The sequence below is a fragment of the Streptomyces sp. M-16 genome, from assembly GCF_052114405.1.
Classification (GTDB): Bacteria; Actinomycetota; Actinomycetes; order Streptomycetales; family Streptomycetaceae; genus Streptomyces.
In genome coordinates this window covers 20,443-41,485 of sequence record NZ_JBFRER010000005.1, presented here as the reverse complement: position 1 = coordinate 41,485, position 21,043 = coordinate 20,443, and the positions used below count along the sequence as shown (strand labels likewise).

Genomic DNA, 21,043 nt, shown 5'->3' with positions numbered 1-21,043 from the left:
GCCGGCCGTGCCGGAAGGAGACCGTGATGTCCTCTCACGAAAAGCCCCGCCTCACGGATCCGGTGTCACTCCACGCCCGCCCCCCGTTCCCCGAACAGGACCAGGACCATCCCGGCTCGACCGAGGCGATGGATCCCCGTCCCGACCACGGCGAGGACACGTACCAGGGCCACGGCCTGCTGCACGGCCGCAAGGCGCTGGTCACCGGCGGGGACTCCGGGATCGGCCGGGCCGTCTGCCTGGCCTTCGCACGGGAGGGCGCCGACGTCGCCTTCACCCATCTGCCCGAGGAAGCCGACGAAGCCGACGAGAGCGCCCGCCTGATCCGCGACGCAGGCCGCACCGCGGTAGCCGTCGCCTGCGACATCCGGCACGAAGGCGAGTGCACCGCCCTCGTCGACAAGGCAGTGGGCGAGCTGGGCGGCATCGACCTGCTCGTCAACAACGCCGCCTACCAGATGGCCCAGCCGGACGGGATCGAGGCGATCACCACCGAGCAGTTCGACCGGGTGATGAAGACCAACCTGTACGGCATGTTCTGGCTCACCAAGGCCGCGCTCGCCCACATGCCGCCCGGCAGCTCGGTGATCAACACCGCCTCGGTGCAGGGCTACCAGCCCAGCCCGCACCTCCTGGACTACGCCATGACCAAGTCCGCGATCATCTCCTTCACCCACAGCCTGGCCCAGATGCTCGCAGAGCGCGGTATCCGGGCCAACGCCGTGGCGCCCGGACCTGTCTGGACCCCGCTGATCCCGGCGACGATGCCCGACCCGACGAAGTTCGGCGAGCAGTCACCGCTGGGCCGGCCCGCGCAGCCGGCCGAGATGGCACCCGCCTACGTATTCCTCGCCTCCGACCAGGCCTCCTACATCACCGGCGAGATCGTCAACGCCACCGGTGGAACCCCCCTGCCGTGACCCCGGATGAAGCACTGCGCCGGATCGCCTTCCTCCTCGAATGGCGCGGGGCCTCCCCGTACCGGGTGCGGGCCTTCCACACCGCGGCCGACGCGGTCCGCGACCTGCCAGCGGGCCCTGTGGATGCCGCGCAGGCCAGAGGGCTGCGCGGGGTGGGCCCGGTCACCGCCGAGGTGATCTCCCAGGCATCGGCCGGGAGGGTGCCGAGCTACCTGGCCCGCCTGCAGGCCGAAGCCGACCCGGGCGCCCGCGCCGGCTGGGACCTCGCAGCCGCGAGCGCAGGAGACTGCCACCTGCACTCCGAGTGGTCGGACGGCGGCAGCCCGATCGAGGACATGGCCGATGCGGCCCGCGCCCTGGGCCACCAGTGGGCCGTCCTGACCGACCACTCGCCGCGGCTGACGATCGCCCACGGCCTGAGTCCGGAGCGGCTCAGGAGCCAGCTGGAGGCCGTGGCCGACGTGAATTCCAGGCTGGGCCCCGGTTTCCGGCTGCTCACCGGCATCGAGTGCGACATCCTCGACGACGGCTCACTCGACCAGGACGACGACCTGCTCGGCCGGCTCGACATCGTCGTGGCGTCCGTGCACTCCAAGCTCCGCTCGGAACCCGAACCGATGACCGCCCGCCTGCTGGCCGCGGTACGCAATCCGCACGTCGACGTCCTGGGCCACTGCACGGGACGGATCATCACCGGTCGGGGCCGCCCGCAGTCCCGCTTCGACGCCCAGGCCGTCTTCGCCGCGTGCGCAGAGGCCGGGACGGCAGTGGAGATCAACTGCCGGCCCGAACGGCGCGACCCGCCGGACGACCTGCTCGTTCACGCCGCCGCCGCGGGCTGCCTCTTCGCCGTGGACACCGACGCCCATGCCCCCGAACAACTGCACTGGCAGAGCACGGGCTACGCGCGCGCAGCCCGAATCGGCCTGGGAGCGGACCGGCTGATCACGACCTGGCCGCTCGGGCGGCTGCTGAGCAGCCGGAGCGGCCGACCCTGAAGCACCGGCTTCCGCCCCGCCAGATCGGCCGGTGAGCAGGTGGCTGCCTCAGCCCCCAAGCGAGTGAGACGCCCCGTGCAACCGGGCGCCGCCGGGTCCGGCGGGGAACCCATCGGATCAGGCCGGACAGGCCCGGCCCGACACAGAAGGAGGCGACATGGGACACGGCGGGAACGTGATCGAAGAGCTGATGGCCGACCACCGGGAGGTGGAGGAGATGTTCGCCCGGCTCCAGGCCATGACCGGCACCGGGCAGGAGCTACGCGATCTCATCGACGAGATCACCATCGAGCTGGTGCGGCACTCGGTCGCCGAGGAGCAGTACCTCTACCCGGCGGTACGCGAGCACGTCGAAGGCGGCGGGCGCATGGCGGACAAGGAGATCGAGGACCACGGCCGCATCGAGAAGATGCTCAAGCGGCTGGAGAAGATGAGCACCGACGACGCGCAGATCAGCCCGCTCCTCCAACAGCTCATGGAAGAGGTCGCTGCCCACGTCCAGGACGAGGAGAGCAACCTCTTCCCGATGCTGCAGAGAGCCTGTACCCCTCAGCAGCTGGACGGTCTCGGTGACAAGATCCGCCGCGCCAAGGCCATGGCGCCCACCCGCCCGCACCCCGCCGCACCGAGCAGCCCCACCGCCAGCAAGATCCTCGCACCGGGCGTCGGTCTCGTAGACCGCACTCGCGACTTCGTGACCGGCCGAGGCAAGTCCTAAACCCCCGCCCCGGGGCGGCGGGCCCGCACCCGTGTTCCGGCCCGCCGCCCCGGGGACGGACGGACGGTGACGTGCGTCATGCCGCACGCCCGTCGCTTCCGGCTACGCTGGTCGCCCACGAGCGGAGCGGCGCAGCTTCGCGCCGCAGCTCGCGGACCCGGCAAGGGCCAGAGCGAGCACGCCCCGAAGGAAGCCGCCGTGTCCGCCGATCTCGCACCCGTCATAGCCGCAGGCACCCGCTGGCTGCTGACCGCCTTCCCACCCGCCCCGGGGGCGTTCAGCGGGGCCCTGGCCGAGGCCCAGGCCCGGCAGGCCGTCACCCTTGCCGCGGCCCTGCGCTACCCGACCCCGCTCGACGCAGAGCTGCTGCATCTCCTCGGCCCTGGCGGAAGCGCCCGGCTGGACTGGCTGACGGGCTCCGATCACGGCGGCGACGCCGACGCCGACTGGCGGACCTGGGTGGACGAAACCGTCGTCAGCTGGGCCGCCTGCCTCCTCGCGGCCCCCGCCCTCGCCGTCGACGCCCACCACCTCGTCGATCGCGGCCAGGCCGGCGAGGTCACCCGTCTCACCCGCCCCGGCGACCACGAACACGACGCCGCGCCCTTGCTGCGCCACCCCGACCTCCTCGATCCGGTCGCCGCCCTCCACCGGGGACTGCTGCTGGACCTGCTGGACAACGAGAACGCCGCCCTCGGATAGCGCCCGCGAAGGGCTCCATGGCCGCCCAACGGTCCCCATACGCGCAAGGGTCCGAAAACGGGCCGCCGTTCCTACAGGTGCCTTCCTGGTCGGGCTGGTGGGGCCGCCAGCCTTTCAAGCTCCTTTTTGTGGGTAGACGGACCTGGTCAGGTTTATTGGGTATTTTCCCGGTTCCGGTATGGAGGTGGCTGCAATGGCCACGGGGAAGAAGGCCAAGAACGTCGGCAAGACGCTCAAGGGGAAGACCAAGGAGGTCACCGGCAAAGCGGTGGGCAACGAGAGCCTTGAGATGAAGGGCCGAGCCGAGCAGGCCGCGGGCGATGCCAAGCAGACCGTCCAGAAGGCCAAGGACACGCTCAAGCACTGACCGGGCGTGACGGGGCCGGCGGCGTGATGCCGCCGGCCTTTCCCGTGCCCAGGTCCATCGGGAAGACGCAGGGGGCGGTGGCCGTGCCTCGTCCGACACGGCCACCGCCCCTTGAGCGTCACCGCCGACGGCGTGCCCGGCGGGGCTCCTCTTCCTCCCCCTCTTCCTCCTCTTCCTCCGCGTCCTGATCCTGCTCCTCGTCCGCGTCTTCGTAGGCCGCCTCCTCCTCGCCGTACGCCGCCCCCTCGTCCTCCTCGTCCTCGGGATAGTCCTCGTCCTCGTCCTCGTCCTCGGGATAGTCCTCTACGTCCTCCTCCCCACCACCTTCCTCGGCGTCTTCTTCCGTCTCCTCGTCCGGCTCCTCGGCCGCGGAATCCTCTTCCTCTGCCTCTTCTGCTTCGAGGGCCTCCTCGTGGGTGACGACGACCTCGCCGTCCTGGATCTCTCCGCGCCATCCCTCTGCCTCGGCGTTGCCGAGGGTGACGAAACGGCTGAAGTTCTTCAGGTCCAGCCGCATGCGCCGACCCTGGGCCCGCCAGAGGTTGCCGGTCTTCTCGAAGAGCCCGGCGGGGTAGTACTCGACTACCAGGACGATCCGCGTCAGGGCGGGCGCCAGCTCGTGGAAGCTCACGCAGCCGCGTGTGCTCCCCTTGGCGCCTTCGGAGGTCCACACGATCCGTTCGTCGGGGATCTGCTCTTGGACGGTGGCCTTCCAACTCCGGGTCGAGGGACCCACCTTCACCTTCCAGTCGGAGCTGGTGTCGTCGCCCTTGGAGACGCTGCGGACGCCCTTGGTGAAGCTGCTGAAGTCCTCGTACTGGGTCCAGTGGTCGTAGGCGGTGCGCAGCGGGACGCCGACGTCGATGGTCTCGATGATGTTCATCGATTTGGAGCCGCTCTTGCGCCCCTTGCCCTTGCCCCCGCCCATGAGGTTGCTTCCGACGTCTTTGAGCTTGTCCGTGACACCGCCGAGGGCCGCTTTCACGGGGGAGTCGCCCTTGAGGATGCGGGCGCCGATGTCCGGGAGCGTCCCGCCGTTCTCCGCGACGTCGAGGAGGGTGTCGGTCACGTCGCCGACCTTGTCGACCGCCTTGTCCGCGAGCTGTTCCGCCTGGGCCGTGACGTAGCCGCCGAGTTCCTCCATCAGCCGGTCCAGGCCTGAAGAGGGGGTGGTGTCACCGCGCTGTGTGGTGGCCATGGTGTCACCTCCTCGCGGAGGGCTTGCGGCCGGTGGACTTCGCCGCGGTCTTCTTCGCGGCGGTCTTACGGGCCGGCGGGCGTGTGGCGGTCTTCTTCGGCGCGGCGGTCTTCTTCGCTGGGGCTGTCTTCTTCGCGGCTGTCTTCCTCGCGGCCGTCTTCTTGGCCGGGGGCGCCTTCTTCGCCGCCGTCTTCTTCGTGGCGCTCTTGCGCGGTGCCGCGGGAGCCGCACCCGGCCGTGTCCGCGACGCCGTCTTCTTCGCCGGTGCCCTGGCGGTTTCGGAGCGGGCGGCGGTCTTGCGTGCCGCGGTCTTCTTCGCCGGTGCGGCCCTGTCGGGTTCGGTGCGCTTCCTGGCCGGCGCGGCCTTCTTGGCCGGTGCGGCCTTCCTGGCCGGTGCGGTCTTCCTGGCGGGAGCCTGCCTGTCGCCGGAGGGCTTGCGGGCTGGTGCGCTCCGGGAGGGTGCGTGCGTACCCTCGGCCGTCGAGCGGCGTTGGGAGGTGCGTCGGCGGGGCTCGGGCTCGGGCTCGGGCTCGGGCTCGGGCTCAGGTTCGGGCTCTTCTTCGTCTTCCTCGTATTCTTCCTCCTCTGGTTCCTCTTCCTCTTCCTCCGCCGCTTCCTCCCCCTCGTCTTCGAACTCGTCTTCCGCCGGTTCTTCGCCCTCTTCCTCGTACTCTTCCTCGTCGTCCTCTTCTGGCGGGTAGTCCTCGTCGTCGTAGCGCTCCTGCGCCTCCTCGTCCTCTTCGCCCTCCTCGTCCTCGTCGCCCTTTCCGCCGCTGCGGCCGAGTTCGAGGGTGCGTTCGTGGAGGGTGTCGGCGAGCCGGGACAGCTGGCGGTTGGCCGTGGCGGTCAGCGCCTTGCGTCCTGCGTCAAGGGCCTCGCCTTTGACCTGGTCGCCGATTTCCGCGAACTGCGGCATCTCGCTCAGCTTCTTCAGACCCTGGGTGGCGAGTTCTTTGGGGTCGAGGCCGAAGCGGCGCCCCGCGGCATAGGTGGCGAGGCTGAAGGCCAGGCGTCCCTTCTTGGCCCGCCCGAGTATGTAGCCGCCGGCGACTGCGGCCGCCAAGGCGATCTTGGTGGTGTCATCCATGAGCCTTTCCCTTCACCGTGGTGCGCACGGCCGTCACTGCCTGTGCGTCGTTCGTCGCGACTGCCGTGAAAGCACGCTGGGGGTGACGGCACACACCGCTCGCACGGGTCACCGGAGCGCCTGCTCATCTCTGCGTCCGTTATGCCTCGAATGCTGTAGAAATAAAAAGACATGCACGAGTTTGTGGGTACACCACCATGGGAGCGGGCAGGCCCTACGGACCGCCCGTGAAGGGGAGTGGTGCCATGGCACCAGCAGAGCCGGGCCGCCGTCGGCGCCGCGATAACGACGAGAGCGACCGGGAACCGCCCGCACGGCCCGTCCGCAAGGCCGCGCCGCGCACCTCGTCGTCCCGTTCTCGGGGCGTGGGCGGAGCGGCGGCGGCCATGCGAGCCGCGGCTGAGCAGCTCGCTCAGCTCTTGGGCCGCCCACCCGAGTCGGTTTCCTCCCTCAAGCCCACCGAGGACGGGTGGGAAGCCCAGGTCGAGGTCCTCGAACTCGAACGCGTTCCCGACACCACCAGCATCCTGGCCAGCTACAGGGTGGCCATCGACAGGACAGGAGAACTCGTCTCCTACGAACGGACCCGGCGCTACAGCCGGGGCATGATCGACCGGCCGGCCTGAGAGTCGCCAGGCGGGCCGCCCGGGAAGGGACAGCGCCATGACCATGGTGCCGCAGGGCCCAAGCAACCTCAGCAGAACCACAGCCTCGGGCGGAGGTGCCACCGGCACCAGCCTCTACGACGTCCTTGAGCTGATCCTCGACCGCGGTCTGGTCATCGACGTGTTCGTCCGGGTCTCCCTGGTCGGCATCGAAATCCTCAAGATCGACGCCCGGATAGTGGTCGCGAGCGTCGACACCTACCTGCGGTTCGCCGAAGCCTGCAACCGCCTCGACCTCGAATCCGGCCGCAAGGCCCCTGCTCAGCTCACCGACATCGTCGGCGACACCATCGAATCCGGCGCCAAGGGCAAGTCCAGGGGCGCCCTCAGCGGCGCCGTGGAGGCCGTCACCGAATCCCTGACCGGCAAGAACGCCGCCGAAGAGGAACCCGAGGAGGAGCCGGAGGAAGAGCCGGAGGAAGAACCCGAAGAAGAACCCGAAGCAGAGGCCGTGCCCCGCCGCCGCAGGCCCGCCGCCCGCCGCGCCCGCCGCGAGAGGGAGTAGACCATGACCGTCTACGTGTACTCGGTGATCGCCGCCGACCACCCCGCCCGCCTCGACCACCTCACAGGAGTGGGGGCCGAACCGTCCCCGCTGCGGCTGGTGCGAACGGACCGGCTGTGCGCGGTCGTCAGTGACGTCGAGCAGGAAATCCGCGCCAAACGCCGCGACCTGACCGCCCACCAGGACGTCCAGGAGAGCCTCATGGCCGACGGCACCGTCCTGCCCCTGCAGTTCGGATACACCGCCGCGGACGACCAGGCCGTCAGCGAGGCCCTCCGCGAGCGCGAAGCCGAGTACCTCGACTCGCTCGAAAGGCTTGAGGGCTGCGCCGAATACCACGTCAAGGCGAGCCAGGACGAGGAGGCACTCCTGCGTGAGATCCTCGGCGAGTCCGAGCACGCCCGCCTCCTCAACGAACGGATCCGGGCCGGCGACACCGACCCCCGTCTGCCGCTGCAACTCGGGGAACTCGTCGCCGCCGAAATCCGCGACCGCCAGGAATCCCTCGCTGCGGGACTCGTCCAGGCACTGCTGCCCTACGCCCGCGAGCACGCCGTCCGCGCACCGGCCGAGGGTGACCTCCTCAACGTGTCCCTGCTGGTCCCCGACGACCACAAGGACGCCTTCATCGACGCGGAGGGCGGCCTCGCCCGACAGGTCGACCACGTCACCTTCCGGTTCACCGGGCCGCTGCCCCCCTACAGCTTCGTGTAGCGGCCGAACCCCGCCGTCCCGCACGCGCCGCCCCCGCGCGACCGTCCCAAGGAGCACCTGGAGGAACCATGGGGCTGTTCACCCAGCTGCTGACCGCGCCTCTCGCCCCGGTGCGCGCCGTCCTGTGGGTGGCCCAGCGCGTCGCCGACCGTGCCGACGAGCAGTACTACGACCCCGCCCCCGTCTACGCGGCCCTTGCCGACCTCGAGCAACGCCTCGTCAGCGGCGAGATCGACCAGGAAACCTTCGACGCCCTCGAAGACTCGCTCCTCGACCGCCTCGACGAGATTGCCAGGTACCGGCAAAACCTGCCATGAGCAGGGGCCGGCCCCGACCAGGAAGGACGGACGGCCGTGAGCGATCCCCTCGACAACCGGCTCGGCTCCCTGCCCTCTCGGGCGACTCCGATGGGCTACCCGCCGTCCTCGTCCGCCAGCCTCGCCGACATCCTCGAACGCGTCCTCGACAAGGGCATCGTCATCGCCGGCGACATCCGCATCAACCTCCTCGACATCGAGCTGTTGACCATCAAACTGCGCATCCTCATCGCGTCCGTCGACAAGGCCAAGGAGATGGGCATCGACTGGTGGGAGCACGATCCCGCCCTGTCCTCCCGCCACACCGGCGGCCCCCTGGCCGAAGAGAACCGACGCCTGCGCGCGGAAATCGAAACCCTGCGCCGCGAACAGGCCTCCGGCGAAGGCAGTGACGCAGCCCGCGAGCCCCCGCCTGCCGCCCGAAGGAGGCCCACCCGGTGAACACTCCCGAGCCCGCCCTCACCTACGTGTACGCCGTCGCCGCCGGCTCCCCCGGCCTCGGCGAGGTCGTCACGCGCCTCCAGGGCGTCGCCGGTACCTCCCTCACCCTCCTCACCACGTCCGGCGCCGGCCCCGGCTCCCCCGTCTTCGCCATGAGCCGGGTACCCGCCGCAGACTGGAACGGGCAAGCCCTCAAAGCCCACTTCGAAGACCTCAGCTGGCTGGAAGCCACCGCCCGCGCCCACCACGAGGTCATCGAAGCCCTCGCCGCCCGCACCACCGTCCTGCCCCTGCGCCTGGCCACCCTCTACGAGGACACCGCCCGCGCCCTGGCGGCCCTGCAGGAACAGCACGACCTCTTCGCCGAGCGGCTCGCCCTCCTGGCCGGCCACACCGAATTCGGCGTCAAGGCCTACATCGCCCCCGCGACGACCGGACCCGACCCTCCCCCGGCCGACACGACCGGCCCGGGCAAGGCCTACCTGCGCAGCCGCCGAGCCCAGCAGCACGCCAGGGACGACCGGTACCGGCAGGCTGCCCGCGCGGCGCAGCAGCTCACCGACACCGCCGCCCGCTACGCCTCGGCCCGCGTCAGCCATCCCGTGCAGATCGGGCCGCTCGCCGGTGACCGGGACGGCGAGAACGTCCTGAACGACGCCTACCTCGTCCCCGACGACCGGGCCGACGACTTCCGCGGGGCGATCGAACAGGACGCCGCCCGCCTGCCCGGCATACGCGTCCGCGTCACCGGCCCCTGGGCGCCGTACTCCTTCGCCACTCCCCCGCCCGAAGCGCCCGAAGCGCCCGACGGCAGGGACCTCGGGGCGGCGACATGAGCCTCACTCCCGCGGACACACCCCTCCCCGGTCGCCAGGTGGCACTCGTCGACCTCCTGGACCGCCTGCTGGCCGGCGGCGTCGTCATCACCGGTGACATCGTCCTGTCGATCGCCGACATCGACCTCGTCCGCATCTCCCTGCGCGCCCTGATCACCTCCGTCAGCAGCCTCGGCGACGGCGCCGCGCTCCAGCCCCCGGGAGGTGAGCGCCCATGAGCACCACACCACCCGGCTCCGGACCGCGCTCGGCCGGCGACACCGTGGCCCAGGCCTTCCGCCTCCTGCAGGCCCCGCCGCCGAATCCAGCCGCCGGACCCGCCGCGCCCGCCCGGCGTATCCACGCCGATCCGGACAGTGTCGGGGAGGACCTCCTCAAACTCGTCCTGACCCTCGTCGAACTCGTCCGCCAGCTGATCGAACGCCAAGCCTTGCGCCGCGTCGACGCCGGAGACCTGAGCGATGAACAGGAGGAGGAACTCGGCGCCACCCTCATGGCCCTCCACGACCGTATGACCGAGCTGTGCGCGCAGCACGGCTACACGCTGGACGACCTCAACCTTGACCTCGGCCCCCTGGGGCCCCTCCTGCCGCCGCCGGAGTCCGGGGGGACGGGGTCTTGAACAGGATGTGAGCCCGGCGCATCGGCGGCCGGCCGGGGCGGGCGCGCTGGTGCCCGTCGTCGGGCATGCGGCGCACCGGCCGGGGCAGGTGCCGTAGGGACGGTGAGCAGGCATGGACGGCGAGCGGCCCGCCTTGCGCGGACGTACCCGGTCCGCGGGGCCGGCCCCACCGTCACCGTCCGCGTCTTCGCACTGAGGGGCCCGGAGACGGGCACCGGTCAGGACCGGACGTGTCCGGCACCAAGCCTCGGAGCACTGAGCCCGGTCTGCCCCGAGGCCACGGGAGGACGACATGGCACAGAACGCCGACGCGCCAGTCAAGGCCACGCTGTACGAGGCGGCCCACTACCGGGGCCCCGCTGTCACGCTCTCGCCGGACAGGTGGGAGGAGGGCGGGGCCGCGTTCGTCTACTCGCTCGCGCACCTCGGACTCAGACGCCTGGGGTCCCTTCGGGCGCCGGTCGAGCCCGCCGAGTCCGACAGCCCCCTCCACCAGCGCCTCGGCTTGGTCACCCGCGTCACCGTCTGGGCCTCCCGGCCCGTCGCCCGCCGGCTCGACCCTGAGGAGCGGGGGACGGCATGGCAGCAGTACAGCGCCGATACGGGTGACCTCGGCAGCTGGGCGGCGCGGTCGGCGTACGTGCGCGTCTGGCAGGAACGGGAGGACGCCGCCGCGACCGGCACCGACCCGACCGGAACGGACGGCTCCGAGCTCCCTGTCACGGTCGTGGAGTAGGCCCCTCCTCTCCCCGGTAGCCGGCACCCATCTCACGCCCACGCCGGTTGCGCCGGCTACGGCGTCGGCCCAAGCGGAGGCCGAGTGCGAGGTGGGCCCACGAGGCCGTGATCCATGTCAGGGGCGAATTCGACCTCGCACCCAAGCCCGGCGGGTACGGGGCCGGGCGAGGATCCGGCTCGCGACAGGACCCGGCCAGGGCTGTGGGCACCGGCCGGGCCCTGCACCCGTGGGACACCCGCCGCCGTCGCCGTCGGCTCCCGCCCGCACCCTTACACACAATTTACGTCACCAAGCGCGACCAGACGGGTGACCTCCAGCCGCGGACCAGGCCCCGGCAGGCGCACCCCGGATCTGGCACCCACCATGAACTCATACCCCACCGACCCACCCCACCGGGAGCCTTCCGTGCCCGCACCCAGCCCGTACCGGCACCACACCACCACCTCCGCCAGGCCCGCCAACAGCCCGGGCGGTGAAGGGCGGTCCGGCACCCCCGTCACAGGCAGCCGTTCCGCCGGCTACCTCGCCGCGGGCGACTACTGGTTCAGCTGCACGACCGGCATCGTGCGCGAGGTCGCCGCGAGCCGCTCGCACACCTGGCCGATGCCCACCCCCGAGAAGTCCGTCGAGAGGGCGCGGTCCGTGGGGCAGGCCGGGAGGCTGTGACCGCCCCGCCGGAAGATCCGTCGCAGGCCTGCCGTGCAGCAGCCACACCCCCGCACCCGCCGCCACTCGCGGCAGCCGCCCCCTTCCGCATCGCCGCCACGGAGCCAGCCCGAGCGTTGCGCCAGGGCGGGGGCCCTGGCGGCACATACCGGACGAAGGGGCGGGGAAGGCGCAGCGTATGGAAGAACGGACCCTGACGTCCCACCTCCTGCCGGCCGGCGAACGGGCCGGCGGCGTCAGCTCCGCACGAGCCCGCACCACCACCCGGACCCTTCTCGCCCGCCTCGGTGTGCCCGCGGCCGGGGTGGACGACGTCGTCATCGTGGTGACCGAGCTGGTCAGCAATGCCATACGTCACGCCGGCGGCGTCACGGGCTTCGCCATCACCGCCCGCCCCGGCACCGGGACCGTTACCGTCGAAGTGTCCGACCGCGTGTCCCGGGTGCCGGAGCTTCGCACCCCGGCACCCGGACGACCGGGCGGATTCGGATGGCGGGTGGTCCACGACCTCACCGACACCGTCCGCATCAGCACCCTTGACCGCAACGGCTGCGGCGGCGGCAAAACCGTCACTGTCACCTTCACCGGAGAAAGACTCGGCTTCCCCGGCGCGTAGCCCGGCGCGAGAAGCCGGGGACTCCCGGCCGGGCGGATCAGGCCAACCCTGTGCCGTCGCGGATGTCGAAGAGGGTCAGCGCGCCCGTCATCTCCAGCAGCCGAAGGAGCTGGTTCGGCAACGGCCCGACCAGCGCCGTCGGCCGGGCGTTGCGCAGGCGGATCAGCTCGTTCAAGAACGACGAGTCCGCGAACGCAACCCCCGACACGTCCAGGAGCAGAAGCTCCACGTCCGCCGCCTGCGTCCGGCAGGCCTGCGCCACGAGGCCCGCTGTATCAAGGTCGAACTCGCCCGTGCACACAACCACGGCCGCACCATCCGCACCGGGCCGCACCGTCACCTTCGGCGACTCCATCGTCATCTCCCCATCGCCGTCCACGTCCACGGCGCCGATACCCGGTGCCCTGACCGTAGAACCTGCTCACACAACAAGCAGCACCACACCTACCCGCACAGGGACCGCCGGGACACCTCCACATCTGGGCCGCACGGCCGTACGGGCGCACACAGGCCACACGGAAAGCGTGCGCGCAAAGCGTTTCAAGCGGGCAGGCACGGATACACGCGCCAAAGACGGTGCGCGCCAGGGACAGACGCCCACCGCGGTGTGATCGGGTGGCACCCCCTCCTCCCCCGAGGGGTGCCACCCGTCCACGACCACCCCAGCCACGGAACACGGTCAAAGGCCGTCCTGCCGACACGAAGCCCCTGGCCCGGCGCCGGCCCCAACCAGGACGAGGCCACTGCGACCAGCCGCCAGGCCACCGCCCTGCCGATGGGCGCGCGGCGGGCCGACACCGTCCTCAGCCGATCGTCGGCGAAGCTCACATCAGAGCGTGGTGATCAGACCGCCGTCAATGGTGTGGTCGGCACCCGTGGTGTTGCCCGCCCGGCCGGAGGCGAGCAACAGGACGAGGTCGGCGACCTCATCGGCGCGTGTGAAGCGCCCGGTGACGAGCTGGGCGGCGGTCCTCGCGACGACGTCGTCCGAGGTGTTCCCGGATGCGGCGGCGAAGGTGGCGGCGACTCCCCGGTCCCCGAGCCACAGGTCCGTCTCGACCGGGCCGGGGCTGACAGTGTTGACGCGTACGCCGCGCGGGCCGAACTCCTTGGACAGCGCCTTCGAGAAGTTGGTGAGCGCTGCCTTCGCCGCGCAGTAGTCGATCACCCCGGGGTCGGGCAGGAAGGCGTTGACCGAGCTGACGTTGACGATGGACGCCGCTCCGCGCTCGATGAGGTGCGGGAGGGCGGCCCGGGTGGTACGGACGGCCGTGAGGAAGTTGATGGTCAGACCCCAGGTCCAGTCCTGGTCGGTGACCGACAGGAAGCCGTTCAGCCGTGGGCTGACGGCGCCGACGTTGTTGACGAGGATGTCGAGCCCGCCGAACGCCTCGACCGCTTCCCGTACCGCGCGCGCAGGTCCGCCCTCGGTGGTCAGGTCGACCGCGACGGGCCGGACCCGCCCGCCGGCCGCCAGTTCGGCAAGCGGGCCGCCCACCGTACGGGCGGCGGCGACCACCCGGGCACCCTCGCCGGCCAGCGCCCGGGTGACCGCCAGGCCGATGCCCCTGCTCGCTCCCGTGACCAACGCCACCTTGTCACTCAGATGCAGATCCACGTGATGCTCCTCGCCGAGGTGCGGACCGGACCCGGCCGCCCGGCCCACGAGCACCGAGTGTGCAGGTGCACGGGTCTTCGGGCGGCCTGACAGGGCCAGAGCGTCAGGCAGCCGGCCCAGCGACGGCGACCCGGTGCCCGCCCGTCGGCCCTGGCAGCCGACTGCCTGCCGGGGCCGGCGGGCGGCTTCCTTCGCCGCCGCTCCGCCACTCGCCCTCGGTGGTGACGTCTGGCTCGCGGGTCTGCTGTGGCGGTGCCGAGGCGCGATCCGGATACTTCGGAGTTCGGCGGTCTGAGGACGTCGAGAACGTGCCACCGGCTCCGTCCCGGGGACATCAGCGGCAGCACGAGGAAGAAGGAGAAACCAGCATGGCGATCCAGCGGATGGACAACGTCGGCATCGTGGTCGAGGACATCGACGCCGCCATCGCGTTCTTCGTGGAACTCGGTATGGAGCTGGAGGGCAGGGCGGAGGTCGAGGGTCCCTTCGCCGACCAGTGCACCGGGCTCGACGGCGTCCGCTGTGACATCGCGATGGTCCGGACCCCGGACGGTCACAGCCGGCTCGAACTGGCGAAGTACCGCAGCCCCGCAGTGATCAGCGCCGGGCCGCGCAACCGGCCGCACAATGTTCTGGGCACGCATCGCGTCATGTTCGCCGTCGACGACATCGAGGACACCGTTGCCCGCCTGCGCCCTCACGGCGCCGAACTCGTCGGCGGGATCGCCCGGTTCGAGGACAGCCATCTCCTCTGCTACGTCCGCGGCCCGGAGGGCATCATCGTCGGACTGGCCGAGCAACTGGGCTGAGGGGGGAGGAACCGAACCGTGCAACCGTGCAGCCAGGAGCCGCCGGCCCGGTGGAGCACTCCGTACGGCCGTGTCGGTGTGACCGTACACGGTGAATGGCCCCGCCGGCCGGCTTCGATGCTCAGGTCCTCGCTGTCGAGCGCCCCTCCCCGTACCTCCCGCGGTCCCGAGCTCAGGTGCGGGGCTCCATGGGCCCCAGGCCCAGAACCCGGAGGGTGTGCTCGGCCATCTGAAGGTGGCCGGCGGCGTTGGGGTGGGCCGGGTCGTCGAGCCAGGCTATGGGGTCGGCGTCGCCGAAGTGCGAGCGCCAGTGGGTCTCGTGGTCGACCAGCAGGACGTCGGCCTCCTTGGCGATGTCCCGCACCGCTTGGGCGTACGCCGGGAGCGTGCCTCGGGCCTCGCGGCCCGCGATGCTGACCAGCACCGGTGTGTGCAGGACGATCTGGGTCCGCGGGCCCGCACGGTCGACGAGCTGACGTATGGCGTCGTGGAACTCCGGCAGTCCGGCCAGGCCGGCGCGCGCGTCGTTGGTGCCGAGCGATATGGACAGGACGTCGGGCGCGAAGCGTCCGATCAGGTGGTCGTAGGAGCCGAGCACGTCCACGGCACGCCAGCCGGAAACACCGGTGTTGACGACGATGTCGGTCAGCCGGTCCATCTGCCATCTGACCCGTTCCTGCAGGTGCTCCACCCAGCCACGTGCGCCGTGGGTGTGCAGTACGGCCTGGGTGATGCTGTCCCCGGTGGCTACCCACGTCATGGGTTCTGCAGACAGACGGATCATGTCGTTCTCCTTCGGTGCGCTCGCGGCCCTGGCGACGGCCGACGACCCTTTTCAAGATCAGAAACATAACGCCCACGCGTCCTGTGGCCTTCCCCGGCGATGACCGGCCCGGCTGGAAGCGGTCGCCGCGCGACAGTCGTTTCCGTCCGTCACGGTGGCCGGCCTGCGGTGCGTGGCATCTCGTCAGATGCGCTCAGACCGGGGCGGCGAGGAGGGCGTAGGCGAAGACGGCCGTCACCCAGGTCCACAGGATCGCGAGTGCGATGTGTCCGAAGGTGCGGAAACGGTCTCCGCGCCACAGAGCGGGTGAGAAGTAGACGAACTGGAAGACCCAGCGGGCGCCCCAGAACAGGGTCTGGCCCGCCGGCAGAGCCGTGCCGAGGGAGGTGCCGGTCAGGAGCTCCGGGGTGTAGCACAGTGGCAGCAGACCGAGCAGGACGCAGGTCAGGCCGATGAAGAAGAGGTGTGCGTAGGAGACCTGGCGGGTCAGCAGGCTGGTGCCGGCGAGGTCGGTGGGCCAGTCCACCAGGCGGGGCAGGACGATGTGGAAGGCGCCCATGGCGGTCAGGGCGAGGCCCACGAGCCGGAGTTGGGACTCCAGGGTGAAGAGGTGGTTCACTCGGCACTCCGGCTGAAGGCGCAGGCCGTGACGAGGTTCGCGATCCGCGTTTCGGTGACGGAGCGCAGCCCCGCGCCGTCAGCGAGCCGGAGCCATTCGCGGCGGGGCATGAAGTGCCAGGCGCCGGGGCCGAAGGCGGCGGTGTTGGCCCGGTCGCGCAGGTGCTCCACCAGGATGAGCGTGCCCCCGGGGCGCAGGGTGCGGGTGATCTCCGTGAACAGCGCCTCCCGGTCGGGTGCGAGGCGCAGTTCGTGGGCCGCGAAGACCGCGAACACGGTGTCCTGGGAGCCGGTGGCGAGGGGCAGTCGGGACGGGCGGCCGGGCAGGGTCCCGGGGCGTGGGGGCACGCGCCGGCGGGCGCGCCGGATGGAGCCTTCGGTGGTGAGCGCCGGGTCGTAGAGGTCGACGACGGTCTGATCGGTCCGGGGGTACCGCAGGGCCAGGGGGTGGCTGGTTTCGTCGAGGCCCGCCGATATGACGAGGTGGTCGCCGGGGCCGTCGGGCAGCGGGCCGGTCAGCCAGTCGAGGGAGTACAGCTCGGAGCGGGCGTACACCCACCAGCAGGCGGCGGTGCTGCCCGCGAGCAGGGCGGCCGCGGCCAGCGCGCCCGTGCGGGCGAGGGCGGCCGGGACGCGCGGCAGGCGCGGTGCGAGGGCGAGGCCTCCGGCGACGGCGGACAACCCGCCCGCGTACAGGGGCCAGTTGTATCCGACCACCTCGCGTACTCCGGAGGGGCGCGGCGGCGGTGGGGCGGTGCGGGTGCTCACAGCATTCCCCCGTCCGGGGCCCGCCGGTAGCCGCGCTCCCAGCCGTAGTCGAGGTCGCCGACGTGGAAGGCGTTGGCGAGGACGGGCTCGGTTCCGGCGAACGGTCCGTGGTCGAAGAAGGTCAGGGTGGGAACCTCGACCGCGACCGGGACCGGCTCCCAGTGCGTACGGGTGGCCTTGACCACGATCACCGTGCCGGTCTGCGGCTCGTACTCGAAGGTGTACGCGAGCGGGCCCGCGTACCGGCGGGCGTCCTTGGCACTCGCGAAGGGGCTTCCCCCGGGGAGCGGGGCGGGGGTGTCCGCCAGGTCGGCGCGGACGTGGAGGTCGGCCCGGCCGTCGGCGCTGACCACCTTGAACTCCAGGGTCCGGCCGGCCGTCCGGGCGCCGATGCGGGCGAGGCGGTAGTTGTAGCGGGAGAAGAGGTTTCCGCCGAGGACCATCATCCGGTGGTCGGTGTCGCTGCGCAGGATGCGCAGGCCGCGCATGGTGCGGCCGCCGGGGGTGGAGAACCTGGTGAAGATCCGGTAGCCGGTGAGGATGAAGTCCCGGCCGAGGCCGGCGGGAAGGAACGACGGGCGCAGTGCCCGGGTGTCGACGACCGCGGCGGCGACGAACCCGTGCTCGGTGCCGTTCGCGTCACGGTAGGTGTCGAGGGCGAGTCCCGGCGGAACCAGCGGGGTGAGCAGCTCGGGCGGCAGCGCGTAGGTGAGTACCAGGGAATGCGCGAACGACGTCCGCATCGGCAGGGGGTGGCGTTGCAGCAGGTGCCTCATGAACCAGCCGCCTCGTCGGTCGCGGCAGACGGTGCGGCCGGTGCGGCCGGTGCGGCCGGTGCAGCCGGTGCAGCCGGTGCAGCCGGTGCAGCCGGGGGCTCGTTCCCTTCGGCCCTGCGCCACTTGGTGTGCCGCAGCACCACCTGTTCGGGGCAGACGGCGCTGAGGAAGCGTCCGATGTGCATGGCCAGGCGTTCCTCGGCCAGTGCGTAGAGGATGCGGTTGCCGTCGCGTCGTTCGGTGACCAGCCCCGCCCCCTTGAGCACCCCGAGGTGCCGGGAGATGGAGGGCGCGCTGATCGCGAACCGGCTCGCGATCTCCCCGGCCGCGAGCTCACCGCCCCGCAGGTCCTCAAGGATCTGACGCCTCGTGGGATCGGCCAGCGCCCTGAACGCGCCCGCCTCGTCTTCGCTTGATGTGCTCATGCAGCAGAACTCAGCACTTTAGCTAAATACGAAAATAGACTCAGCTGGGCGGCTCGCAGCGCTGGGGAAGGGTCACGATGCCGGGCCGGTGCTCGAAGGTGTCCATGGCCAGCCACTCGTCCAGCTCGGGGTCGTAGAGGTTCTGGACACCGAACTGCAGCACCTGCCAGAAGGTGCCGCGGTCGTTCTCGTCGACGTAGACGTCACCCAGCGCGAGCGGCAGACGGGGGTAGTTCCCGGGAGGCAGTTGCGGCAGGACCGCGCCCACCCTCCAGTGGTTCACGTGCCGTTGTGGAGAGCGCCGCAGGGTCTCCGGCCCGACGAACCTGGCGTTCTCGAACGCCCTGTTCAGCGCCTCCAGGTTGAAGCCCGGGATGCGCGAGCAGGGATGCTCGTTCAGACCGGGCCATTTGTACGTGAGCGTGTAGAGCGTGTCGTGGTAGATCAGGTTGGTGAACCAGATCGGGTACTGCGGGCCCCCCGCGGTCATCTGGCTGTCGCCGTCCCTCCCCTCCCAGGTGAACGGCACCGTGATGTCCAGGTCACGGACGATCCACTTGCCCTTGCCGCGGAAGTCGCGGGGAAGGCGGGGCGGAGGCGGCGTCGGGGAACTCGCCTGCCGCGCGGCCACCGTCCCGAACGACAACGCGGTTCCGGTCCGGGGCGCGGCGGCGACCTGGGGCGGAGCCGCCAGGCCCAGGGCGGCCAGTCCGGCAACAGCGGCCGACGTGGCCGTCCGACGTGCGCCTTGCCAACCCATGGTCTCCCTCGGCTGTCGTGTCGGGCGCCGTCATGGCGCGCGGACGATCACGGCGGTGCTGGGACACCGTCCCCGGAATTGAAGATTCCGAAACCGGCGGCTACGAGTGGCCATCAAGGTGGTGGCGCGGCGCGTGCGGGGCCGAAGGCGGCTCGCGTACGCGGGCAGGACATGCCAGGTGGTCGTCGAGGGCCGGTCAGGACAGGCGAGTGGACCTGCACCTGGCCAAGTGACCAACCCATCACGCCACGGGATCGATCCTGCTTCCTTCCCCGCCTCGGCGCCCGCGTGCCGCCCAGGCCCGGGCGTGGAGGGGGATCGAGCCGTCCGCCGCCTGCGGGAGGGCCGTGCGGAGCCGGTCGCGGAGTTCGAGGCGGCGACCCTCGGAGAGGCCGGACAGGTAGGCGGGGGCCGGGCCCTGCCCTCCCAGGAACGGCGTCCAGTAGTCGTCGAAGTCCTGAAATCCGGTCGGGATCCGGATCTCGTCGACCTCCACGTCCTCCAGTCCCGCTCCCACGAGCAGTTCGGCCAGCGGGCCCCGGGCGCACACGGGGAACCTGACGGCCTCGTCCAGTGCCCGTGCCTGCCCGTCCAGGGCGACCGCGGCATCCCAGAAGGCGCGGATGGCCTCCATGCCGCCCTCACCGTAGTCCCACACGTACACCCCCACCCGCCCCCCGGGGACGACGACCCTGGCCATCTCGGCAGCCGCCCGGGCCGGGTCCGGGACGAAGTTGAGTACGAGCCCGCTCACCGCGACCGACGCCGTGGAGTCCGCGAACGGCAGCTTCGCCGCATCGGCCAGGACGAACCGCGCCCGCCGGTCGACGATGTGCCTGCGGGCGTAGTCCACGTAGCCCTCCGACGGGTCCACGCCGACCACCGACACCGGGTCGGCGACGTCCAGCACCGCCCGGGTCACCGCACCCGTGCCGCACCCGATGTCCCGCCAGCTCCCTCCCGGGGACACGCCCATCCACCGGACGAACCGGCCGGCGACCAGGCGGCTCCATCGCCCGACGTACGGCTCATACGCCTCACCGGTCGCCCACATCGGCCCATCCTGTCCTCGGCATGCACGCTCCTGGCGATGATGCTGCGTCAACGACGCCGAGGGCGGGCCACCACGCCGCCAAGGGACTGGCCAACAGGACTCGCGCTCCGACCGTCACGTTGCCCGCTTCGGCCTGGCAGGGCGTCCCCGCACCGCGCGGGCGGGCATCGGCCGCCGCTGCCCGGCCCGCTCATCGGCCCCGGCGAACGGACGCCGCGCAACTCTCCCGTCGGGTTCGTTCGTTCGGGGGTATTCGGCGGCGGGGCGGGATGGCGGCGGAGTTCCGGGTAGGCGTCGGGTATGAACTCGCACACCTCCGATACCTTCTCCACGACCGAACAGGCAGCGGTCGTCGACACCGCATCGGCATGGTGGCTGACGGCCTTGGACCGGCTGGAGCGGACGACGGTGGCCGATCCGGCCATCAGGGTGCTCCAGCGGGGAGTCCGTTCCCTTCCTCTTGGTTCGATGCGTGATCTGCTGCGCGGCAGGCCGCTGGGCCATCCCGTGCATCCCGTGCTGGTGCAGGTGCCCATCGGCTGCTGGCTCTCGGCCGCGGTGCTCGACCTCGTACCCGGGTCACAGCGCGCGACGGCCACCCTGACCGCCGTCGGACTGGCCGGGGTCGCTCCGGCGGCGATGGCCGGCTGGGCGGACTGGGCGGACATGCCGCCCGAACAGGCGAGGGTCGGCCTGGCTCACGCCGTCTCCAACGTGGCGGCGGTGGCCTGCTATACCGCGTCGCTGACCGCACGGTTGGGCGGCCGCTGGGCGAGGGGCCGGATGTGGTCCCTGGGTGGGCTGGCTGCCGTAGCCGTCAGTGGTGCGCTCGGCGGGCACGTGGCCTACCGACAGGCCGTCGGAGCACACGCCACGCCATGAGGAACAGATTTCGTCGAGTAGCGGATCCCACCGTATGTGTCGCCCTCCGGCGCGCGTCCGCCGACGTGCCATCACGGCGGCCGGTCGCGGTAAACGGTGTTCGCTGCCGAGACAGAGACGCATGAAACAAACGAGAGTCACACGAATGTCCTGGGTTCTGCCGGGCAGATTGCGCTTCGGAGGTTGATAACCATGGTTCCCCTGCTTCTCGTTCTGCTGCTGATCCTGATTCTCTTCGGTGCGGGTTTCGCGCTGAAGATTCTCTGGTGGGTGGCCATCGCAGTCCTGATTCTGTGGCTGATCGGTTTCGTCGCACGTCCGAAAGGTGGCAGCGGCCGCTGGTACCGCTGGTAGGTGCGAGGCAACAGCCCAGTTCGGACAGCTGAGTCGCAGGCGGCCGGGGCGGCTGCCCGTGGCGCGGCAGGCGACCTGCTCACC

29 protein-coding genes and 1 pseudogene are annotated in these 21,043 nt (G+C 71.2%); 19 read left to right on the top strand and 11 right to left on the bottom strand.

Annotated elements, in window-relative coordinates:
* Positions 1–26 precede the first annotated feature (26 nt).
* From AB4039_RS03915 to AB4039_RS03895, 5 genes are all read left to right on the top strand, one after another.
* The gene (locus AB4039_RS03915) at positions 27–920 is read left to right on the top strand and encodes an SDR family oxidoreductase (protein ID WP_266844335.1); all 894 of its coding nucleotides are present in this window, start codon (positions 27–29) and stop codon (positions 918–920) included.
* Entirely contained in the window at positions 917–1,918 is a 1,002-nt protein-coding gene (locus AB4039_RS03910) for a PHP domain-containing protein (protein WP_266844336.1), read from the top strand. The genes AB4039_RS03915 and AB4039_RS03910 overlap by 4 nt, the downstream gene beginning before the upstream one ends.
* A 157-nt stretch (positions 1,919–2,075) precedes the next feature.
* Positions 2,076–2,636: a hemerythrin domain-containing protein gene (locus AB4039_RS03905; protein WP_266844337.1), complete on the top strand. Its 561-nt coding sequence runs from the start codon at positions 2,076–2,078 to the stop codon at positions 2,634–2,636.
* 198 nt (positions 2,637–2,834) lie between these two features.
* Positions 2,835–3,338 carry a hypothetical protein gene (locus AB4039_RS03900; RefSeq protein ID WP_266844338.1) on the top strand — a complete coding sequence of 168 codons (504 nt, stop codon included), beginning with the start codon at positions 2,835–2,837 and terminating at the stop codon, positions 3,336–3,338.
* 193 nt (positions 3,339–3,531) lie between these two features.
* A complete protein-coding gene (locus AB4039_RS03895) occupies positions 3,532–3,705 on the top strand; it encodes a CsbD family protein (RefSeq protein WP_442269966.1) in 174 nt (57 codons plus the stop codon).
* A gap of 118 nt (positions 3,706–3,823) precedes the next feature.
* On the opposite strand, the gene AB4039_RS03890 is transcribed toward AB4039_RS03895, so the two are convergent.
* Positions 3,824–4,903 (bottom strand): SRPBCC family protein, encoded by a 1,080-nt coding sequence (locus AB4039_RS03890; protein WP_442269965.1) that lies wholly within the window; start codon positions 4,901–4,903, stop codon positions 3,824–3,826.
* A gap of 4 nt (positions 4,904–4,907) precedes the next feature.
* Complete coding sequence (locus tag AB4039_RS03885) at positions 4,908–5,990, bottom strand: histone protein (protein ID WP_442269964.1); 1,083 nt, start codon at positions 5,988–5,990, stop codon at positions 4,908–4,910.
* A 245-nt stretch (positions 5,991–6,235) separates the two neighbouring features.
* On the opposite strand from AB4039_RS03885, the gene AB4039_RS03880 reads away from it, so the two are divergent.
* From AB4039_RS03880 to AB4039_RS03830, 11 genes are all read left to right on the top strand, one after another.
* Positions 6,236–6,616 carry a gas vesicle protein GvpO gene (locus AB4039_RS03880; protein WP_266844343.1) on the top strand — a complete coding sequence of 127 codons (381 nt, stop codon included), beginning with the start codon at positions 6,236–6,238 and terminating at the stop codon, positions 6,614–6,616.
* Positions 6,617–6,653: 37 nt separating this feature from the next.
* Complete coding sequence (locus tag AB4039_RS03875) at positions 6,654–7,160, top strand: gas vesicle structural protein GvpA (RefSeq protein WP_442269963.1); 507 nt, start codon at positions 6,654–6,656, stop codon at positions 7,158–7,160.
* A 3-nt stretch (positions 7,161–7,163) separates the two neighbouring features.
* The gene (locus AB4039_RS03870; RefSeq protein WP_266844345.1) at positions 7,164–7,874 is read left to right on the top strand and encodes a GvpL/GvpF family gas vesicle protein; all 711 of its coding nucleotides are present in this window, start codon (positions 7,164–7,166) and stop codon (positions 7,872–7,874) included.
* Between the two features lie 68 nt (positions 7,875–7,942).
* On the top strand, positions 7,943–8,191 hold the full coding sequence (locus AB4039_RS03865; protein ID WP_266844346.1) for a gas vesicle protein GvpG: 249 nt from the start codon (positions 7,943–7,945) through the stop codon (positions 8,189–8,191).
* 36 nt (positions 8,192–8,227) lie between these two features.
* The gene (gene gvpJ, locus AB4039_RS03860) at positions 8,228–8,632 is read left to right on the top strand and encodes a gas vesicle protein GvpJ (protein ID WP_442269962.1); all 405 of its coding nucleotides are present in this window, start codon (positions 8,228–8,230) and stop codon (positions 8,630–8,632) included.
* Positions 8,629–9,468: a GvpL/GvpF family gas vesicle protein gene (locus AB4039_RS03855; protein WP_442269961.1), complete on the top strand. Its 840-nt coding sequence runs from the start codon at positions 8,629–8,631 to the stop codon at positions 9,466–9,468. Before gvpJ ends, AB4039_RS03855 begins: the two co-directional genes overlap by 4 nt.
* Positions 9,465–9,686: a gas vesicle protein gene (locus AB4039_RS03850; protein ID WP_266844348.1), complete on the top strand. Its 222-nt coding sequence runs from the start codon at positions 9,465–9,467 to the stop codon at positions 9,684–9,686. The genes AB4039_RS03855 and AB4039_RS03850 overlap by 4 nt, the downstream gene beginning before the upstream one ends.
* Positions 9,683–10,090: a gas vesicle protein K gene (locus AB4039_RS03845; protein ID WP_442269960.1), complete on the top strand. Its 408-nt coding sequence runs from the start codon at positions 9,683–9,685 to the stop codon at positions 10,088–10,090. Before AB4039_RS03850 ends, AB4039_RS03845 begins: the two co-directional genes overlap by 4 nt.
* 292 nt (positions 10,091–10,382) lie before the next feature.
* Positions 10,383–10,826, top strand: coding sequence for a hypothetical protein (locus AB4039_RS03840; protein ID WP_442269959.1), 444 nt, complete (start codon positions 10,383–10,385; stop codon positions 10,824–10,826).
* A gap of 408 nt (positions 10,827–11,234) precedes the next feature.
* Positions 11,235–11,495, top strand: a complete 261-nt coding sequence (locus AB4039_RS03835) for a hypothetical protein (protein WP_266844351.1) — start codon at positions 11,235–11,237, stop codon at positions 11,493–11,495.
* Between the two features lie 178 nt (positions 11,496–11,673).
* Positions 11,674–12,111 (top strand): ATP-binding protein, encoded by a 438-nt coding sequence (locus tag AB4039_RS03830; protein ID WP_442269958.1) that lies wholly within the window; start codon positions 11,674–11,676, stop codon positions 12,109–12,111.
* Between the two features lie 37 nt (positions 12,112–12,148).
* On the opposite strand, the gene AB4039_RS03825 is transcribed toward AB4039_RS03830, so the two are convergent.
* Positions 12,149–12,496, bottom strand: coding sequence for an STAS domain-containing protein (locus AB4039_RS03825; RefSeq protein WP_442269957.1), 348 nt, complete (start codon positions 12,494–12,496; stop codon positions 12,149–12,151).
* Between the two features lie 444 nt (positions 12,497–12,940).
* A complete protein-coding gene (locus AB4039_RS03820) occupies positions 12,941–13,729 on the bottom strand; it encodes an SDR family NAD(P)-dependent oxidoreductase (protein ID WP_442269956.1) in 789 nt (262 codons plus the stop codon).
* Between the two features lie 368 nt (positions 13,730–14,097).
* Between AB4039_RS03820 and AB4039_RS03815 the strand changes: the two genes are divergently transcribed.
* Complete coding sequence (locus AB4039_RS03815) at positions 14,098–14,538, top strand: VOC family protein (protein WP_266844357.1); 441 nt, start codon at positions 14,098–14,100, stop codon at positions 14,536–14,538.
* A gap of 172 nt (positions 14,539–14,710) precedes the next feature.
* Here the strand turns inward: AB4039_RS03815 and AB4039_RS03810 are convergent, their stop codons facing one another.
* The 7 genes and pseudogenes from AB4039_RS03810 to AB4039_RS03780 all read right to left on the bottom strand — a co-directional run bounded on the left by AB4039_RS03810 (position 14,711) and on the right by AB4039_RS03780 (position 19,723).
* Positions 14,711–15,322, bottom strand: coding sequence for an SGNH/GDSL hydrolase family protein (locus AB4039_RS03810; RefSeq protein ID WP_266844358.1), 612 nt, complete (start codon positions 15,320–15,322; stop codon positions 14,711–14,713).
* A 193-nt stretch (positions 15,323–15,515) separates the two neighbouring features.
* On the bottom strand, positions 15,516–15,941 hold the full coding sequence (locus tag AB4039_RS03805; RefSeq protein ID WP_266844359.1) for a hypothetical protein: 426 nt from the start codon (positions 15,939–15,941) through the stop codon (positions 15,516–15,518).
* On the bottom strand, positions 15,938–16,708 hold the full coding sequence (locus AB4039_RS03800) for a class I SAM-dependent methyltransferase (protein ID WP_442269955.1): 771 nt from the start codon (positions 16,706–16,708) through the stop codon (positions 15,938–15,940). The genes AB4039_RS03805 and AB4039_RS03800 overlap by 4 nt, the downstream gene beginning before the upstream one ends.
* The gene (locus AB4039_RS03795; RefSeq protein ID WP_442269954.1) at positions 16,705–17,484 is read right to left on the bottom strand and encodes a DUF2071 domain-containing protein; all 780 of its coding nucleotides are present in this window, start codon (positions 17,482–17,484) and stop codon (positions 16,705–16,707) included. The genes AB4039_RS03800 and AB4039_RS03795 overlap by 4 nt, the downstream gene beginning before the upstream one ends.
* A gap of 110 nt (positions 17,485–17,594) precedes the next feature.
* Positions 17,595–17,909, bottom strand: a pseudogene (locus tag AB4039_RS03790) (metalloregulator ArsR/SmtB family transcription factor); the annotation flags it as partial.
* 40 nt (positions 17,910–17,949) lie between these two features.
* Positions 17,950–18,669, bottom strand: coding sequence for a hypothetical protein (locus tag AB4039_RS03785; protein WP_266844363.1), 720 nt, complete (start codon positions 18,667–18,669; stop codon positions 17,950–17,952).
* 241 nt (positions 18,670–18,910) lie between these two features.
* Positions 18,911–19,723 carry a class I SAM-dependent methyltransferase gene (locus tag AB4039_RS03780; protein ID WP_266844364.1) on the bottom strand — a complete coding sequence of 271 codons (813 nt, stop codon included), beginning with the start codon at positions 19,721–19,723 and terminating at the stop codon, positions 18,911–18,913.
* A 300-nt stretch (positions 19,724–20,023) separates the two neighbouring features.
* On the opposite strand from AB4039_RS03780, the gene AB4039_RS03775 reads away from it, so the two are divergent.
* Complete coding sequence (locus AB4039_RS03775) at positions 20,024–20,605, top strand: DUF2231 domain-containing protein (protein WP_266844366.1); 582 nt, start codon at positions 20,024–20,026, stop codon at positions 20,603–20,605.
* A 192-nt stretch (positions 20,606–20,797) separates the two neighbouring features.
* On the top strand, positions 20,798–20,959 hold the full coding sequence (locus AB4039_RS03770; RefSeq protein WP_266844367.1) for a hydrophobic protein: 162 nt from the start codon (positions 20,798–20,800) through the stop codon (positions 20,957–20,959).
* Positions 20,960–21,043: the final 84 nt, after the last annotated feature.